Source organism: Pseudomonas sp. PAMC25584 (assembly GCF_058135675.1).
The window spans coordinates 3213651-3230928 of record NZ_CM176870.1 but is presented as its reverse complement, the minus strand read 5'-3'; the positions used below and the strand labels follow the sequence as shown (position 1 = coordinate 3230928).

General features: G+C 61.9%; 17 protein-coding genes. 6 read left to right on the top strand and 11 right to left on the bottom strand.

The annotated features are described in order from the left end of the window. Positions 1 to 2 precede the first annotated feature (2 nt). Positions 3 to 1412: a circularly permuted type 2 ATP-grasp protein gene (locus ACS5Q8_RS14720; protein ID WP_247399929.1), complete on the bottom strand. Its 1410-nt coding sequence runs from the start codon at positions 1410 to 1412 to the stop codon at positions 3 to 5. 418 nt (positions 1413 to 1830) lie between these two features. On the opposite strand from ACS5Q8_RS14720, the gene ACS5Q8_RS14715 reads away from it, so the two are divergent. After that, positions 1831 to 2376, top strand: coding sequence for a hypothetical protein (locus ACS5Q8_RS14715; RefSeq protein ID WP_465159069.1), 546 nt, complete (start codon positions 1831 to 1833; stop codon positions 2374 to 2376). A gap of 304 nt (positions 2377 to 2680) precedes the next feature. Here ACS5Q8_RS14715 and ACS5Q8_RS14710 read toward each other — a convergent pair whose 3' ends face one another. The 3 genes from ACS5Q8_RS14710 to ACS5Q8_RS14700 all read right to left on the bottom strand — a co-directional run bounded on the left by ACS5Q8_RS14710 (position 2681) and on the right by ACS5Q8_RS14700 (position 5230). After that, entirely contained in the window at positions 2681 to 3244 is a 564-nt protein-coding gene (locus ACS5Q8_RS14710; RefSeq protein ID WP_443699467.1) for a GNAT family N-acetyltransferase, read from the bottom strand. A 99-nt stretch (positions 3245 to 3343) separates the two neighbouring features. Further along, a complete protein-coding gene (locus ACS5Q8_RS14705; RefSeq protein WP_276193058.1) occupies positions 3344 to 4093 on the bottom strand; it encodes a helix-turn-helix domain-containing protein in 750 nt (249 codons plus the stop codon). A 213-nt stretch (positions 4094 to 4306) separates the two neighbouring features. After that, a complete protein-coding gene (locus ACS5Q8_RS14700) occupies positions 4307 to 5230 on the bottom strand; it encodes a universal stress protein (protein WP_276193057.1) in 924 nt (307 codons plus the stop codon). A gap of 243 nt (positions 5231 to 5473) precedes the next feature. Here ACS5Q8_RS14700 and ACS5Q8_RS14695 point away from each other — a divergent pair, with 243 nt between their 5' ends. After that, positions 5474 to 6547 carry an NAD(P)-dependent alcohol dehydrogenase gene (locus ACS5Q8_RS14695; RefSeq protein WP_276193056.1) on the top strand — a complete coding sequence of 358 codons (1074 nt, stop codon included), beginning with the start codon at positions 5474 to 5476 and terminating at the stop codon, positions 6545 to 6547. A 57-nt stretch (positions 6548 to 6604) separates the two neighbouring features. Here ACS5Q8_RS14695 and ACS5Q8_RS14690 read toward each other — a convergent pair whose 3' ends face one another. Genes ACS5Q8_RS14690 through ACS5Q8_RS14660 form a run of 7 tightly spaced genes read right to left on the bottom strand, consistent with a single transcriptional unit; the run spans position 6605 to position 12893 of the window. Then, positions 6605 to 7969 carry a sensor histidine kinase gene (locus tag ACS5Q8_RS14690; RefSeq protein WP_276193055.1) on the bottom strand — a complete coding sequence of 455 codons (1365 nt, stop codon included), beginning with the start codon at positions 7967 to 7969 and terminating at the stop codon, positions 6605 to 6607. Continuing rightward, complete coding sequence (locus ACS5Q8_RS14685; RefSeq protein ID WP_276193054.1) at positions 7966 to 8628, bottom strand: response regulator; 663 nt, start codon at positions 8626 to 8628, stop codon at positions 7966 to 7968. Before ACS5Q8_RS14685 ends, ACS5Q8_RS14690 begins: the two co-directional genes overlap by 4 nt. Positions 8629 to 8639: 11 nt before the next feature. Then, on the bottom strand, positions 8640 to 9284 hold the full coding sequence (locus ACS5Q8_RS14680) for a tetratricopeptide repeat protein (RefSeq protein ID WP_276193053.1): 645 nt from the start codon (positions 9282 to 9284) through the stop codon (positions 8640 to 8642). Further along, positions 9281 to 10090 carry an SDR family oxidoreductase gene (locus tag ACS5Q8_RS14675; RefSeq protein WP_443697318.1) on the bottom strand — a complete coding sequence of 270 codons (810 nt, stop codon included), beginning with the start codon at positions 10088 to 10090 and terminating at the stop codon, positions 9281 to 9283. The genes ACS5Q8_RS14680 and ACS5Q8_RS14675 overlap by 4 nt, the downstream gene beginning before the upstream one ends. Next, complete coding sequence (locus tag ACS5Q8_RS14670) at positions 10077 to 10751, bottom strand: iron-containing redox enzyme family protein (protein ID WP_443697317.1); 675 nt, start codon at positions 10749 to 10751, stop codon at positions 10077 to 10079. Before ACS5Q8_RS14670 ends, ACS5Q8_RS14675 begins: the two co-directional genes overlap by 14 nt. Next, the gene (locus ACS5Q8_RS14665) at positions 10748 to 12226 is read right to left on the bottom strand and encodes an AMP-binding protein (protein ID WP_276193050.1); all 1479 of its coding nucleotides are present in this window, start codon (positions 12224 to 12226) and stop codon (positions 10748 to 10750) included. Before ACS5Q8_RS14665 ends, ACS5Q8_RS14670 begins: the two co-directional genes overlap by 4 nt. Further along, positions 12216 to 12893 carry a thermostable hemolysin gene (locus ACS5Q8_RS14660; protein WP_276193049.1) on the bottom strand — a complete coding sequence of 226 codons (678 nt, stop codon included), beginning with the start codon at positions 12891 to 12893 and terminating at the stop codon, positions 12216 to 12218. The genes ACS5Q8_RS14665 and ACS5Q8_RS14660 overlap by 11 nt, the downstream gene beginning before the upstream one ends. Positions 12894 to 13075: 182 nt before the next feature. Between ACS5Q8_RS14660 and ACS5Q8_RS14655 the strand changes: the two genes are divergently transcribed. The 4 genes from ACS5Q8_RS14655 to ACS5Q8_RS14640 all read left to right on the top strand — a co-directional run bounded on the left by ACS5Q8_RS14655 (position 13076) and on the right by ACS5Q8_RS14640 (position 17263). Further along, entirely contained in the window at positions 13076 to 13627 is a 552-nt protein-coding gene (locus tag ACS5Q8_RS14655; RefSeq protein ID WP_276193048.1) for a cytochrome b, read from the top strand. Between the two features lie 154 nt (positions 13628 to 13781). Continuing rightward, entirely contained in the window at positions 13782 to 15314 is a 1533-nt protein-coding gene (locus ACS5Q8_RS14650; RefSeq protein WP_276193047.1) for a sugar ABC transporter ATP-binding protein, read from the top strand. A 13-nt stretch (positions 15315 to 15327) separates the two neighbouring features. Beyond that, entirely contained in the window at positions 15328 to 16296 is a 969-nt protein-coding gene (locus ACS5Q8_RS14645; protein ID WP_247407449.1) for an ABC transporter permease subunit, read from the top strand. Positions 16297 to 16330: 34 nt separating this feature from the next. After that, entirely contained in the window at positions 16331 to 17263 is a 933-nt protein-coding gene (locus ACS5Q8_RS14640; protein WP_276193046.1) for an ABC transporter substrate-binding protein, read from the top strand. Positions 17264 to 17278: the final 15 nt, after the last annotated feature.

The window sequence follows — 17278 nt, the reverse complement described above, 5'->3', positions numbered from 1 at the left end:
ACTCAGCCCTCCACCACCCAGGTGTCCTTGGTTCCGCCGCCTTGCGACGAGTTGACGATCAACGAGCCTTCGCGCAACGCCACCCGTGTGAGGCCACCGGGTACCAGGCGGGTTTCCTTACCGGACAGCACGAACGGGCGCAGGTCGATATGCCGGGGGGCGATACCGTTTTCGACAAACGTCGGGCAGGTGGACAGGCTCAGGGTCGGTTGGGCGATATAGGCGTGGGGACGCGCCTTGATGCGTTGGCGGAAGTCCTCGATCTCGGCCGCCGTGGATGCGGGACCGACCAGCATGCCGTAGCCACCGGAGCCCTGGGTTTCCTTGACCACCAATTCCGGCAGGTGGGCCAGTACGTGGGACAGCTCATCGGGCTTGCGGCACTGGAACGTCGGCACGTTTTGCAAGATCGGCTCTTCGTCCAGGTAGAAACGGATCATTTCCGGCACGTAAGGGTAGATCGACTTGTCGTCCGCGACGCCGGTGCCGATGGCGTTGGCCAGCACCACGTTGCCGGCGCAGTAGGCCGCGACCAGGCCCGGCACGCCGAGCATCGACTCCGGGTTGAACGCCTGCGGGTCGAGGAACGCGTCGTCGATACGGCGGTAGATCACGTCCACGGCCTTGGGACCGTCGGTGGTGCGCATGAACACCTTGAGGTCATGCACGAACAAGTCGGCGCCTTCCACCAACTCCACGCCCATTTCCCGGGCCAGGAACGCATGCTCGAAAAATGCGCTGTTAAAACGCCCTGGCGTCAGCACCACCACATTGGGGTTGTCCAGGCGGCTGGCGCTTTTCAGGGTTTTCAACAGCAGGTTGGGGTAGTGGTCTACGGGCGCGATGCGCTGCTTGGCGAATACTTCGGGGAACAGGCGCATCATCATTTTGCGGTCTTCGAGCATGTAGCTCACGCCGCTGGGGGTGCGCAGGTTGTCTTCGAGCACGTAGTAGGTGCCGTCGCCATCGCGCACCAGGTCCACCCCGGAAATATGCGAGTAGATGTCGCGGTGCAGGTCGAGGCCGACCATGGCCTTCTGGTAACCCTCGTTGCCTAGCACCTGGTCCGCCGGAATGATCCCGGCCTTGATGATGCGCTGGTCGTGGTAGATATCGGCAAGGAACATGTTCAGCGCATTGACGCGCTGGATACAGCCGCGCTCGATGACGCTCCATTCACTGGCGGGGATGCTGCGGGGGATGATGTCGAAGGGGATCAGGCGCTCGGTGTCCTGCTCGTCGCCATACAAGGTGAAGGTGATCCCGGCGCGGTGGAACAACAGGTCGGCTTCGCGGCGACGCTGGGCCAGCAGTTCCGGCGGCGTATTGGCCAGCCAGCGGGAGAAATCCTGATAGTGCGCACGGCACACGCCGTGTGCGTCATTCATTTCATCAAAGAAAGATTGAGCCATTCCAGTACCTTGTCAGTGCCGAGGGAAGCGCGGGGGGCACTGCCGCTTTGAAAAACGCATTTTTATGAGCCCGTGGCGCAGGGTGCCATCGGGCCAGGTCCTTACTTTCTTATGGGGTCGGCTCTGGGTCGGGGGGTAACGAATGCTCCTGTATCTGGGCATGGCAGGTGAACGATGAATGGATTAAGCAATGCCTGTGCCGAAACCGGCAAAGCGTCTCTATTCCCTTGTGGCGAGCGAGCTTGCTCGCGCTGGGCTGCGTAGCGGCCCCAAAAGACGGGAGCGCTGCGCACTCCAGCGCGAGCAAGCTCACTCACCACAATGGAGCGGTTTGCGCACTAGAACCGTGCACGAGCAAACTTGAACTTCACCCCAGCCACCGTTTTCCAAAGGGTTCAGCCCCGTAGGGAGCACTGATGTGCCCAGAATCATTTCACCCGACACCCCGGAATCGAGCCTGACCGATCACAGTGAACACAACGCGAAGATCTTCGGCTCCCCCAAGGACCGCCTGGACTTCTATCGCCGCGAAATCCAGTACGAAACCTCGATTCTGGCCAACCGCACGGACGCGTATCTCACGGCGCAGTCGTTCCTGGTGATTGCCTTCGTGTCCGGCATGGGCAACCTCAACCCGGAATGGGGCAAGCTGTTCACCCTGGTGGTGCCGGTGTTCCTGGCCTTGCTCGGCATTCTCAGTTCCCTGAATGCCTGGCCGGGGATTCGTGCCGCTTACGAGATCATCGATCACTGGCATTACAAGCAGAGCGAACTGTTGCGCAGCGAGCCCCTGATGGGCATGGCCTACGACGAATCGCCGCTGTTTTCCGAGATGGAGTCATCCCACAAGGGCTATCGCAAGTCCCTGCTGTTTTCCATGCGCGCGCCGTGGCTGTTCATGGTGTTCTGGGTGCTGCTCGGCGCCTATGCGTTTTACATCCAGGTGGATAACCCAGGCGCTTAACATTCATAGGAACTTTAACGGCCCACACAGAACCTTATCTTTATGCAGGCTGCGTTTTTCAAAGGAGCTGGCCTATGCGTACACAACCCAAGGTGGTTAGAGGAGGCGGTCATGTCAGCAGATCAGGAAGAAGATCAGGAAGAAGAGCTTAACGACCCCGGCAACGAAGACCCGGGGTCGCTGATGGATGATGCATAAGTGCCGCTCAAGGACCCGGATGAAGCGGAGGACGTTGAGTGACAGTGTTCTCCCTTAGCTGACTGGCATCAGGGCGGCTGTCCGCCCTGATGCCGGGCTGTGATGCTCAGAGCGCCACGCTACTGATCACCTGGGTAGCGTCATCGGGGTCGGTTACGGTGTGGAAGCCCAAGGCATGGTTCAGTTCACGTAACGGGGCGTTGGTCGCTTCATCAACCGTGTACATCAACGTGAAGCCGTTTTTTCGCGCGGCGGTCATCAGGTGCTGCATCAAAATGCGCCCTAGCCCCAGGTGCTGCCAAGGGTCAGCCACGGTGACCGCGCATTCACATTCATGCTCCTTGGCTGCGGCATACCGCGCGACGCCGATCTCGATCAGCTTGCCGTTCTCATGCACCAGAGCAATGAATGCCACACGTTGCTGATTGTCGACGTCCATCAATTGATCAAGCAGGGTCTTGCCGGGCTCGTTGATTTCACCGAGGAAGCGCGCGTGCCGGGACTCTCGGGACAAACCCTTGATGAAGTTATATTCGCGTTCCCGGTCGTCGGTCCTCAACGGACGGATCAACACATGGCGGCCGTCATCAAGCGCTTCGATCCAGTGTTCGTGCGGGACGGCCGCATAGGCGGGAGCGGCTTGCCGGTTGTGCTCTGCAATGGTGGGCATGGTAAACCTCCGTGTTGGGGCGCCAGGAACAGCGCCCTGTTGCGTCGGTTCTACGCCTTTGCTCACCGGTCAATCTGATTTGGATCAGATGAAGCCCTGTTACTCGGCACCATGGCGATGACAGCCGGCGATAAACGTCTTGAGTTTCGGCATGTCGAGAATCTCGACATTGCGTGCGCTGATATGCACCAGGCCCAGTTTGCGCAACTGCGCAATACTGCGGCACACCGTCTCCAGTCGCAGGCCCAGGTAAGAGCCAATTTCTTCACGTCTCATGCGCAATACAAATGATCGCGGTGAATAGCCACGCGTACTCATCCGCATCGATAGATTCAATACAAATGCACAAAGCCGCTCATCGGCGTTCATATTGCCCATCTGCAATAGCATGCCGTGATCACGCACTATTTCGCGGCTCATGATTTTGTTCAAGTTATGTTGCAATGACGGTATTTGACCGGCCAGTCGCTCAAGTTGATTGAAGTGCAGAGGGCACACCTCGCTGTCTTCCAGAGCAATGGCATTGCAGGCATGGGCGTCGGCGCTGATGGCGTCGAGGCCGAGCATTTCCCCGGCCATCTGAAAACCGGTGACTTGTTCACGGCCGTCCATGGACAGTATGCAGGTCTTGAAAAACCCGGTACGCACGGCGTAGAGCGAGCGCAACGGATCGGCGGCGCGATACAGCGAAGCGCCTTTTTTTACTTTGAGACGTTGTGGAATCAGGGTGTCCAGGCGACCTACTTCGAGGTCGGTCAGGCCTATGGGCAAGCACAGCTCCAAAACGCTGCAACTGGCGCAGGTTGTTTTTAAATGTTGGACGTGTACAAGACGGGGTGTTGACTTCATTACACAAGCCTCTTGCACACCTATATTCCCTTTACTAAACATCCAAACATCGGAGAAAGATAGATGCACGTTTTATATAATTGAGCCGTTGATCGCTTTCGAGTGCAATGAGTCTAGCGCCGCCGTCGCAAAATGGATGCTTTTTGCATGCCCCTCGCTGCGAGTGCTACAGCGAGGGCGTGCCAACTATCGCGTGTGCGATCCGATGATCGTTCAGTCGAGCACTTCCGGTTTAACCATCCAGACGCTGCATGGCATTTTATACAGCAGCGTTTCGGCGGTACTGCCGAGCAGGCGTGACAGGCCGCGATGACCGACCCGGCCCATGACGATCACATCGACGTTATAGGCATCGGCATAGCTGGAGAGCACTTTCGCCGGGTTACCCAGGATCATATGGCGCTGTGCTGGCGGAATACCGTTGCGTGCGGCCAGGTCATTGAAGGCCTTGCCCTGTTCGTCGAACAGCCGTTTGGCGGCCACAGAAGAGAAGAACCCGGCGCCGCTACCAAACCCATACTCCTGGGCCCCCAGATCGGACAAGTCATGGGCGTAGATCACTTCTACCTCGGCATCACACGCTGTCGCCAATTTGACAGCTTCATGCAGGATGCGGTCGTTAAGGCTGTCGTAATGCTCGTCGTGATGGAACGGGTCGACGGCCGCTACGATCTTGCGCGGTAACGCGTGCTGGGCCCCGCTGACAAAATGCAGTGGCACCGGGCATTCGCGAATCAGGTGGACGTCCAACGGCGTAAATATCAAGCGCGATAACAGTGACTCGTGCTCCAGTGCCTTGATCACCAAGGCCATAGGCTCTTCTTTTAGACGAATCAGGAGTTCCTGTAGCGGGCTCTCCACCCAGGCCACTTCGGTGGTGACGGTCAGGCCGAGCTTGCGCAAGGGTCTGGCCTGATCTTCCAGCCACTGGTGATGGCGCTCAACGTAGCCAATACGCATCTGTTCCAGGGCTTGCTCGTTGACCAGCCCGGCGGTGGCCAGGCCCTCCAGATAGTCGAAGGCGAGGATGTGCAGCGCGGCGCCTTCAGCCTTGGCCAGGGCGGCGGCCCGGTCGAAGGCGGGGCTGTGTTCCATCAACGGCGAAACCAGCAACAAGTAACGTGCTTGAGCAGACATGGGCAATCTCCCTCGGGTAACCAGCAGGTAGCATCGGGCAGTGATGCTTGCCTCAGATCATGGCGCCGGGCGCCGGCGCCGGTTTGACTTGCATCAAGTCGCCTTGAGCCCAGGCAATGTCAGCGACATCCGGTCGGGTGCCGCGATCAATTGGGGGATTGTTGATCATTATCAACTTGCGCGGCGTCGTCGCGGTGCAGTCTGGGGGCCATTCAGGCTTTTTTAGGCGCAGGAGGTCACACCATGGCAACCATGAGAGCAGCTGTCTTCGTTGAAAAAAACCGCATCGTCCTCGACGACAAACCCATCCCCGAAGTCGGCCCACTGGATGCCTTGGTGCGCATCACCACCACGACCATCTGCGGTACCGACGTGCATATCCTGCGCGGTGAGTACCCGGTGGCCAAAGGGCTGACAGTGGGCCACGAACCGGTGGGCGTGATCGAGCGGCTGGGTTCCCAGGTGCGCGGTTTCGTTGAGGGCCAGCGCGTCATCGCGGGCGCCATCACGCCCAGCGGGCAAAGTTATGCCTGCCTGTGCGGGTGCGGTTCCCAGGACGGCCCCGACACCCGCCATGGCTTTCGCGCAGCAGGCGGCTGGAAGTTCGGCAATACCCTCGACGGCTGCCAGGCCGAATACGTGCTGGTCCCCGATGCGCTGGCCAACCTGTGCCCGATCCCCGATGGCCTGAGCGACGAACAGGTGCTGATGTGTCCGGACATCATGTCCACCGGCTTTTCCGGTGCCGAGCGCGGCGAGGTGAGCATCGGCGATACCGTCGTGGTATTCGCCCTCGGGCCGATTGGCCTGTGCGCGGTGGCAGGCGCACGGCTCAAAGGCGCGTCGATGATCATCGGCGTCGATGGCGTCAGCGAGCGCATGAGCGTCGCCCGCGGCCTGGGGGCTACCCATATCGTCGACTTCAAGAAAGGCGATGTGGTCGAGCAGATCCTGGCGCTGACCGATGGCCGAGGGGTCGACGTGGCCATCGAGGCCTTGGGCACCCAAGGTACATTCGAGTCGGCATTGCGCGTACTGCGTCCAGGGGGCCGGGTATCGAGCCTGGGTGTGTACTCCAGCGACCTGCGCATTCCCTATGATGCATTTGGCGCCGGACTGGGGGACTACAGCATCGTGTCGACCCTATGCCCCGGTGGCAAGGAGCGCATGCGTCGCTTGATGGCCGTGGTTGCCAGCGGCGGGGTGGATCTGTCGCCGCTGGTCACGCACCGTTTCAAACTCGACGATATCGAGGCAGCCTATGAGCTGTTTGCCCATCAGCGCGACGGTGTGATGAAAGTCGCGATCACGCCCTGAAGACACCTGTAGATGACGCAGACCCTAGGGCTGGCACATTAGCCGGCTAACGTCCCGTCAACCGGGGATTTCCAGGGTCGCCCGCAGGCCGCCGGTCGCCAGGTTTTCCAGGCGCACCTGGCCTCCCAGGCGCTGGGCGATGGTTTGCACGATGGTCAGGCCCAGGCCTGCACCGTGGGCATTGCCACGGCTGTAGAAACGCTCGAACAGCCGTTCGCGCTCGGTCTCGTCGATGCCGGGGCCTTGATCGTCGACGGTGAGGGCGAAACGCTCGGCGTTTTTGCGCAAGCCCACGGTGATCACGCCCTGATCCGGGGAGAAGTTCGCGGCGTTGGTCACCAGGTTGGTCAGGGCGATATTGATTGCGGCGGCATCGGTATTTACCGGGTACGGACCATCCTCGACGTCGAATACCAGTTCGAGGCCTTTGCTCAGCAGCCATGGCGTCAATTGAATCAGGGTTTCGCGCACCGTGGTCGCCAGGTCGACGGCCTGTATCGACGGTTGCACGGCGCTGGGTTCCAGGCGCGCCATGGTCAGCAATTGGTTGACCAGACGGCTGCTGCGGTCGACGCCGGCGATCAGAAAGGCCAGGGATTCGCGGCGTTCGGTTTCGGTGCCGGCTTCCAGCAGGTTCTGGGCATGCACGCGCAATACCGCCAGTGGCGTGCGCATTTCATGGGCGGCATCGGCAATGAAGCGTCGCTCGCGGCCGAGCATTTCCTGGATCTGCGCGAGCATGCGGTTCAGCGCCGCCTGCATCGGCTCAAGCTCCGTGGGCAGCGGGGTCAATTGCATCGGTTCGAGGGAGCCGGAATGCCGCGCGCGCAGGGTGGCGGCCATATCGGCCAGGGGCTTTAGACCCCAGCCGATTGCCAGCCAGACCATCGCGGCGAGAATCAGGCTACCCAGTACGTTGGGCCACAACGTATGCCGCACGATGCGCTGCACCAGGTCGGTGCGCACATCGTCGCGCTCGCCCACCCAGATCCGCAGGCCGTTGTCCTTGTCCTTGAGTACGAAGCCGCGCCATTGACGGCCATTCAGGTCGCTGACGTTGCTGAAGCCCGGCTGGCTGGGCGCCGGGACAAATGAGGGTGCGCTGGCGGTAAACACCAGCAGTTCGCCCTTGGTGTTCCACACCTGGAAGGCGACTTTGCTTTCATAGGGGTGCCCATCCACCTTGGGCACAGCTGCGCCCAAGGCTTTGTTGAAGGCACGGTACAGGTCTTCCTGGTCTTGGCTGGCCAGCGGCATGCTCATCACGCCCTGGAGCAGCCGGGCGTTCTGTGCCAGTTGTGCGTCATAGACTTCGGCGATTTCGTGGTTGCTGTCATGCAGATTGAGCACGCTGATCAGCAGCAGCCCGGCGAGCAGCAGGCCAATGATCAGGGTCAGGGTACGCCGCCGAATAGAAGTCATCCGCGCTCCTCCACCAGGTAGCCGACGCCGCGAACGGTGCGGATCAGCTCGCTGGAGAATTTCTTGCGCAGGTGATGGATATGCACCTCCAGGGTGTTGCTTTCAGCTTCTTCGTTCCAGCCGTAGAGCAACTGCATCAACTGGTCACGGGTCATGACGCGGCCAGGTGGCGACAGCAGTTCGTGCAGCAGTTGGTACTCCTTGGGGGTGAGCAGCACCGGTTCGCCGTGATAGCTGACTTGTTGCGTGCTCGGGTCCAGGCAGACGCCCGCGTGCTCGATCATGACCCGCGCACGGCCAGCACTGCGGCGCAGCAACGCGCGCAGGCGCGCCTTGAGCTCGGCCAGGTCGAAGGGTTTGATCAGGTAATCGTCGGCACCGGCGTCGAGCCCGGCGATACGGTCTTCGGTGGCGTCTCGCGCCGTGAGGATCAGCACCGGCAAGTTCGAGCCGCTGTCACGCAGGCGGCGCAGCACCTCCAGCCCATCCATGCGCGGTAGCCCGAGGTCGAGCACCGCCACGTCAAAGGTTTCGCTGAGCAGTGCATGCAATGCACTGCTGCCATCTTTGAGCCAGTCAACGGTGTAGCCCTCACGTACCAGCGCCTGGTGAATACCTTCACCCAATGCCTCGTCATCCTCGATCAGTAATAGGCGCATGGGGACTCCTGTCAGTTGAGTTTTTTGTTGATGTCGGCGAGCACGCTTTCGATCTCTTTGCGCCGTCCGGCATCGGCCGTTTCCCGGCCAGGTCGTGGGGCGGCGAGCAGCGCTTTTTGCAGGGCATCACGGGCTTCGCCGTAGCGTTTTTGCCGGTACAGGTGATCACCCCAGAAGTACAGACTATCTATGCCCGTCGGGTTCAGTTGCAAGGCCTGCTTGAGTAACGGTTCAGCCTTGTCGGCATCCCCAAAGCCGATCGGCCAGCCAGGCACCCGATCATACAGTGCGGCCAGGCTGGTATAGGCAGAACCTTGCAGGGCCTTGGGGTCGAGGGCGAGGGCTTTTTCCAGGTCGACCTTGGCCGCCTTGACCTTGCTCAACGCGCCAAGCCCACCCTGGGCACCGGCCCAACTGCTGCTGACAATCCCGGACCAAATCCAGGCCTCGGCTGCTTGAGGCCGCGCCTGGGTGAAGGCCGTCGCCTGGGAGGCGAGCTGCTCAAAGGCTTGGGGGCGCTGTTCCTCGGGCAGGTTGTATTGAATGTGCGCCCAGCGCGTCTGGATATCGGTCAGACGTTGCTGGTCGGCGGCGTCCAGCGCCCAGGTGAGCGGGCTCAGGGCGGTGAGCAGCAGCGCGGCGAAGAGGCGTTTCATGGGTTCAGATCCTTTTTAACGGGTTTATCGCTCAGGCGGCGTACCAGTGGCAGTTGTTTACGCAAACCACGGTCGACCAGATTCGGCAGCAGGCTGTTGAGGCGCACAAAGAAGCGCTCCGGCCAGCCCAGGTAAAGATCGCGGCGGTCGTTGGCAATCGCTTTGATCACGGCGGCGGCGACGCTGTGCGGTTCGTCGACGTTGGACTTGAGCGCATCGTTCAAGGCCTGCGCCGCCGGGCTGTTCATGCGGGTTTGGGTGGCGCGCGGCGCGACATACAACACACCGACGCGGGTGTCGGCCAGTTCCCGGCGCAAGGCTTCGGAAAACCCGCGCAAGGCGAACTTGGTGGCGCAGTAGGTGGCATAGCCGGGGTAACCGATCGAACCGTAAGTCGAGCCGACGTTCACCACCATCGCGCTCGCGGCGTGCTTGAGCATGGGCAGCAGCAGCTTGGTCAGGCAGATCGGCGCGGTGATGTTCAACGCGAGCATGCCGTTGATTTCGTTGTCGTCCAGCTGTTCCAGCATGGCGAAGTGGTTGACGCCGGCAGCATTGATCAGCAGGTTGACGCCGCCGATGGCTTCAGCGGCGGCCAGCACCTTGCGCCGGTCGTTGAGGAAGGTCAGGTCGGCACCCACCCAGCACAGTTGCTCCGGGTACTGGGCCAACAAGGCTTCCAGCGGTGCGCGATGACGCGCCACGGCCAGCACGTGTGCACCACTGGCGCACAGCGCGGTGGCGATCGCCAGGCCAATGCCACCGCTGGCGCCGGTCAGCACCACACGGGCGTCAGACAGTTGCATGGGGAGCCTCCCCGATACGCGACAGGTTGCGGAACATGTCGGTGTAGAGGGCATACACCACCTTGGATGAATGGATCACGGCGGCCTGGTCGGCGGGGTCGTCCAGGCTGTTCATCAAGCGGCGATACGTCTCCATGTGTCCGATGTCCAGGGCACCGTGGGAGCTCAGGTAGCTGAACGCCGTCTCCGGCAACTGCAGGCGGTCACGGATGCTGCCGGCCGCGTGGGTGGCCAGGGCGATGCTGGTGCCTTCCAGCACATTGACCATGCCAAACAGGCCGACGGGGTTGTCACGGGCGATCAGGTCATAGAGGTAGCTGACCATCAACTCGATGGGCAAGCCGGGGCGGCCGTCACGGACCGCGTCTCGGTCGCCGCCACAGGCCGCGATGTCATCGAGCACCCATTGCTCATGGCCATATTCATCCTCGATGTACTCGCCGACCGCCTTGCGCAGCCACTCCAGGCGCGAGGGCAGGCGCGCACCGCAGGCCATCATCAACGGCACGGTGTGTCGCACGTGGTAGTAGGCCTGGCCCAGGAACTCACGGTAGCTTTCCAGGCTGACTTTGCCTTCCAGTGCATCACGGATGATTGGCAGGCTGAACAGTGCCTGGCGTTCCTGTTGGGTAGCGTCTTGCAACGTGTCAAAAAAGTTCACGATGAAGTTTCCTCGTTGAGTGCAGGGGCAAGGCGGGATTGATAGCGCGCGACGATGGCGTCACGCCGTGGCCGACCATTGGCGGTGAGCAAGCCATTGGCGGCGGTAAACGGTTCTTCCAGGCGCGTCCAGCGATGCACCTGCGCGTAGTCGGGCAGGCCGCTGTTGGCCAGGGCCACGGCGGCGGCCAGTTGGGCATCGGTGCAGTCGGCACGATGCGGCCACAGCAGCGCATGGTTTTCCGGCAGGGCTTCGCCGTAGACAAAGGCCTGGGCGATGGCGCCGCCCTGGGTCAGTTCGGCCTCGACCCAGTCCGGGTTGACGTTGCGCCCGTAACTGGTGACGAATTGATGCTTCTTGCGGCCTTTGAGGTAGAGAAAACCGTCGTCATCGAACGCGCCCAGGTCGCCGCTGGGCCACCATTGTTCGGGCTGTTCGGTCTGGCCCAGGTAACCGAGCAAGGCCGAGCCCTTGATCAGCACTTCGCCGTCCTCGGCGAGGCGGATCTCAACATGCGGCAACGGCTGGCCGACACTGCCTGGCCGCTGTGCACCGGGACGATTGAGGCACACCACCGAGGCGCACTCAGAGAGCCCGTAACCTTCGAACACCGGCACGCCCAGTTGCTGCGCCCTTAGCAGTAAAGTCTTGGAGACCCGCGCACCGCCCACGGCAGCAAAGCGCAGGCCTTGCGGGCTGAACGCCTTCTGCTCGGCGGCGACCACCAGCATCAACAGCAACTGCGGCACCAGGATCAGGCTGTGGGGCTGGCGCACCGCCAGGCAGCCGAGCAATTGCGCAGCGTCCACCGCACTGGCGCCCTGGATGCCCAGGCTCTTTTGGCTGGGCAAGCTCAAGGTGGCGCCGGCATACAGCGCGGCGTAGCACCCCAGGTTCTCGAGCAGGATGGCAAGTGGCAATAATGCCAGGTGATGACGCGGGTCGCTGGTGTGGCTGGCCTGGTACAACTCGCGGGCCACCCGCAGCACGCTGTCGGTGCTCAGGCACACGCCTTTGGGCGTGCCGGTGGTGCCCGAGGTAAAGGTCACTTTGGCCGTGCCCAGGGGCATCGAAGGGCGACCTTCGAACGCGCGGCACCAAAAATCGCCGGTTTTGCGGTAACCGCCGGCGTGCAATTGGGCGTCCAGGTACGGTTCGGCGATCACGCGCTCGGCGTGGCTCTGTTCCAGGCAGTGGGCGCGCTGGGTCGGGCTGAAGAACGGCGGCAGGGTCAGGCAGGTCAAGCCTTCGAACAGGATCGCCAGGTCCCACAGCATGGCCTCGACGCCATTGTCCAGGGCCAGGGCCACCACCTTCACGCCTTCATCGCGCAGGCGTTCCTGTCGATAGGTCACCTCGGCGAACAGCGCAGTGTAATCCATCTTCAAGGTGTCTCCCCACAGGGCGACGGTGCCGTCATTGCGCTCGGCATAGCCGCGAAGAACAGCGTGGAAACGGCGGGTTTCAGGCGACATGGCTGGCGTCCTCAATTGTGGTAGGCAACCCCAGGCGCGAGAACAGGCCCATGTTGCGCAGATGGGTGAAGCCGGCGCGGATATTGCCGACATGCACCCAGGGTTGGCTTTCGTAATAACTGCCCCAGTGATGGCGCTCATCGCCCAGGCGCTGCGGGTCGGCGGCGCACAGGGTGACGGGCTTCAAACCGAGGCGATGGAAACTGTTGACCAGGCCGATATTGCCGGTGAACGCCACCCACTCCAGGCCGGCCATGGCCAGCAACCAGGTGATGGCGATGATGCTCAGGCGCGCACTGCCGGTGTCGCTGGCAGCCAGGTTGCCGACTTCGGCGATGGCCCGGCGGTCTACCGGTTGCTCGGCGGCGGCGCTGATCAGCGGATCGATCGGATGGTCCAGGTATCGCTCCAGGAACAGCGGCTCGTCGCTCGCCAGGCGCACACCGGCGACGGCACACAGTTGACCGTTGGCCTGGCTGACGCCAAACAGCTGCGGCATGAAATGACGGATATCGGCACCGTGGGCAATGCGAAAGCGCTGTTGGATGAAGGCCTCGAAGGCCGGGCGTTGAGGGTCTTGGGGCAGGGCGCGGGCAAGGGACAGCGGCGCACTGTCGGCTTGCCCGAACAACAGGGGCAAGGGAATCTTCCAATCAATACCGGGCATTGGCGTTATGCCTCCCAAGTGAAGTTGGGAGGAGTATCGAAGGCATTTCTTAACGAAGTCTGAAGGTGGTGAAAATGATCGTTTCAGCGATCTTCAGATTGTCTTAAGGCTAGCCGGGCAGGGTGACCGCGACTTTATCAAGGCCGGGTCCGGCCCCACCCCCAGCACAAGGTTCCTTTTCTATGACCGAAAACCTGATGACACCGCGCTATGCAAGGCTGTCGATGATTCTGCACTGGTTGATGCTGGCGTTGTTTGTCGGCGTATACGGTTGCATTGAAATCAAAGGTCTGTTGCCTCGCGGGCACGCACTCAAGGGGCTGTTCCTCGGCGCCCACGCGCTGTTCGGTATTGCGATTTTCCTGCTGGTGTGGCTGCGCCTGCTCGGGCGCCTGATGCCGCGTCCACCGATCGTGCCGCGCCCGCCAGCCTGGCAGACGGGGGCGTCGCACCTGATGCACCTGGCGCTGTACGGCCTGATGATCGTCACGCCGCTGCTGGCCTGGCTGATGCTCAACGCCGCGGGCAAGCCGATACCGTATTTCGAGTTTTCCTTGCCGACCCTGGTCGCGGCGGACCCGGACCTGGCCAGGCAGTTCAAGCACTGGCATGAATGGTTGGGCAGCGCCGGGTATTGGCTGATCGGCCTGCACGCCGCCGCCGGGTTGTTCCATCACTACTGGGTGCGGGACAACACCTTGGTGCGCATGCTGCCTAAACGCTACGAACGCTGAGATCGCGGCCAACTAGCTTGATGAAACGTTTCATCAGGCGACAAACGGGCTGCGCAAGCGCTTGCGTAAGTAAATGTATCTGATTAGAGTCGGTGGAAATCGGCTCTGATCCAAGGAGCGCGAATACAAAAATAATAAAATCAGGAGCTCATTCATGAGCCTCGAACCCTTGCTTGAGATGCAGGGCATCAGCAAAACCTTCAACGGTTTGCGTGTGCTCAAGAATGTCGGCCTGAAAGTCTACCCCGGCGAAATCCACGCCTTGATGGGGGAGAACGGCGCCGGCAAATCCACCCTGATGAAAATCCTCTCCGGCGCTTACCAGGCCGACCCGGGCGGCACCATCCGCATTGCCGGCCAGCCTGTCGCAACGTTCGATCCCGCCACCGCCAAAGCCCTCGGCATCGCCGTGATTTACCAGGAACTGAGCCTGTGCCCGAACCTGAGCGTGGCCGAGAACATCTACCTGGGCCGTGAACTGCGCCGTGGCTGGACCATCGACCGCCAGGGCATGCTGGCCGGTTGCGTGGAGGTGCTGCAACGCCTGGGCGCCGAGTTCACGGCGGCGACGCGGGTCAGCAGCCTGTCGATTGCCGAGCGCCAGTTAGTCGAAATCGCCCGCGCCCTGCATGCCCACGCCAAGATCCTGGTCATGGACGAGCCCACCACGCCGCTCTCGTCGCGTGAGACCGACCGCCTGTTCGCGCTGATCAAACAGTTGCGCGGCCAGGGCCTGGCGATCATCTATATCAGCCATCGCATGGCCGAGATCTACGAACTGTCGGACCGGGTTTCGGTGCTGCGCGACGGCCAGTACATCGGCGAACTGACCCGCGACGCGCTGTCGGCTGAGGTGCTGGTGAAGATGATGGTGGGCCGCGACCTCTCCGGTTTCTACAAGAAGGAGCACGCGGCCTATGACCCCGGCGCGGTGGTGATGCGCGTGCGCGACATGGCCGACGGCAAACGCGTGCGCAACTGCAGCTTCGACCTGCACGCCGGCGAAGTGCTGGGCATCGCAGGCCTGGTGGGGGCAGGGCGCACTGAACTGGCGCGGCTGATCTTCGGCGCCGACCCGCGTACCGCCGGCACCCTGGAAGTGGTGGGCAAGACGGTTACGCAACTGCGCACCCCGGCCGACGCGATTCGCGCCGGCGTGGTGTACCTCACCGAAGACCGCAAGGCCCAGGGCCTGTTCCTGGACATGAGCGTGGCCGACAACATCAATGTCTGTGCCTGTGTGCCGGACGCGCATGCCGGTGGCGTGCTCAATCGCGGGCATGCTGCGCAGCGCTCGAATGACGCGATCAAGTCGCTATCGATTCGCGTGGCGTCCGGCAAGGTCAACGTCGGCGCGTTGTCTGGCGGCAATCAGCAAAAGGTCTTGCTGGCGCGGTTGCTGGAGGTCAAGCCGCACGTGCTGATCCTCGATGAACCCACGCGTGGCGTGGACATCGGCTCCAAATCCGAGATCTACCGCATCATCAATCAACTGGCGCAGGCCGGCGTGGGCATCGTGGTGATTTCCAGCGAGTTGCCGGAAATCATCGGCACCTGCGACCGCGTGCTGATCATGCGCGAAGGCCAGTTGGTGGCCGAAGTCGGCGGGGCTTCGGGCCACGTCATTTCCCAGGAACGTATTATTGACCTCGCCACCGGTGGCGATCAGGTGGCTGCCCATGGCTGATTCGAACAACACAATGACCCTCCCCGTCATCGGCAAGGCCGAGCGCGTCCGGGAACTGATGCGCAGCGTCGGCATGCTGCCGGTGCTGGTCCTGTTGCTGGTGGGCTTTGCCCTGGCCAGTGAAAACTTCCTGACGGTGCAGAACCTGTCGATCATCACGCAACAGGCCTCGGTCAACGTGGTGCTGGCGGCGGGCATGACCTTTGTGATCCTGACCGCCGGCATCGACCTGTCCGTCGGCGCGATCCTCGCGGCGTCGGCCGTGGTGGCGTTGCAGGCCTCGATGTCGCCGCAGTTCGGCATGTTCGGGATTGCCGCCGGGATTGGCTTTGGTCTGTTGCTGGGCCTGGTCAACGGCGGGTTGATCGCGTTCATGCGCTTGCCGCCGTTTATCGTCACCCTCGGCGCGCTGACCGCCATGCGCGGCCTCGCACGTTTGCTGGCCGACGATAAAACCGTGTTCAACCCCGACCTGCCGTTTGCCTTTATCGGCAACGACTCGATCCTCGGCGTGCCGTGGCTGGTGGTTATCGCGGTGGCGGTGGTGGCGCTGTCGTGGTTCATCCTGCGCCGCACGGTGATGGGCGTGCAGATCTATTCGGTGGGCGGCAACCCGGAAGCGGCGCGGCTCTCCGGGATCAAGGTGTGGAAGGTGCTGCTGTTTGTCTACGCGATGTCCGGTGCGTTGGCCGGGCTGGGCGCCGTGATGAGTGCTTCACGCCTGTTCGCCGCCAATGGCCTGCAACTGGGGCAATCCTACGAACTGGATGCGATCGCCGCAGTGATCCTCGGCGGCACCAGCTTTACCGGCGGCGTCGGCACCATCGGCGGCACGCTGATCGGCGCACTGATCATTGCGGTACTGACCAATGGCCTGGTGCTGCTGGGCGTCTCGGATATCTGGCAGTACATCATCAAGGGCATCGTGATCATCGGCGCGGTGGCGCTGGATCGCTATCGCCAGTCCGGTGCGCGGACCTGAGTTCACTCCTACAACAATCACAAGAGAGACCCGCATGAACCTAAAACACATCTTTCCCGTCATTGCCTTGGCTGCCCTGATGTCCCAGGCCGTGGAAGCGCGTGAATTGAAGGCCCTGGGCATCAGCATGGGCTCGTTGGGCAACCCGTATTTCGTGACCCTGGCCGACGGCGCCACGGCTCGTGCCAAGGAGCTGAACCCCAGCGTCAAGGTCACGTCGGTGTCGGCCGACTATGACTTGAGCAAGCAGTTTTCGCAGATCGACAACTTCATCTCGTCCAAGGTCGACCTGATTCTGATCAACGCCGTCGACCCGTCCGCCATGGCCTCGGCGATCAAGAAAGCCCGCGACGCCGGCATTATCGTCGTGGCGGTGGATGTGGACGCCAAGGGGGTCAACGCGACCGTGCAGACCGACAACGTCGAAGCCGGCAAACTGGCTTGCCAATTCCTGGTGGACAAGCTCGCGGGCAAAGGCAACGTGATTATCCAGAACGGCCCGCAAGTGACCGCCGTGACCGACCGCGTCAAAGGTTGCAAGGCCGCCTTGGCCGCTGCGCCGCAGATCAAGGTGCTGTCCGATGACCAGGACGGCAAAGGCTCGCGTGAAGGCGGACTGAACGTGATGCAGGGCTACCTCACGCGGTTTGCAAAAATCGACGGTCTGTTCGCGATCAACGACCCCCAGGCCATCGGCAGCGACTTGGCGGCCAAGCAGCTTAAACGCGGCGGTATCATTATCACCTCGGTGGATGGCGCACCGGACATCGAGCATGCGCTGAAGACCGACACCCAGATCCAGGCGTCGTCCAGCCAGGACCCATGGGCCATGGCGCAGACGGCGGTGAACATCGGTAATGACCTTCTCAACGACAAGGCGCCCGCCGAAACGGTTACGCTGCTCACGCCAAAACTGATCACCCGCGACACCGTCGCGACGTACAGCGGTTGGTCGAGTAAACACTGAGTCACTGAGGGGAAC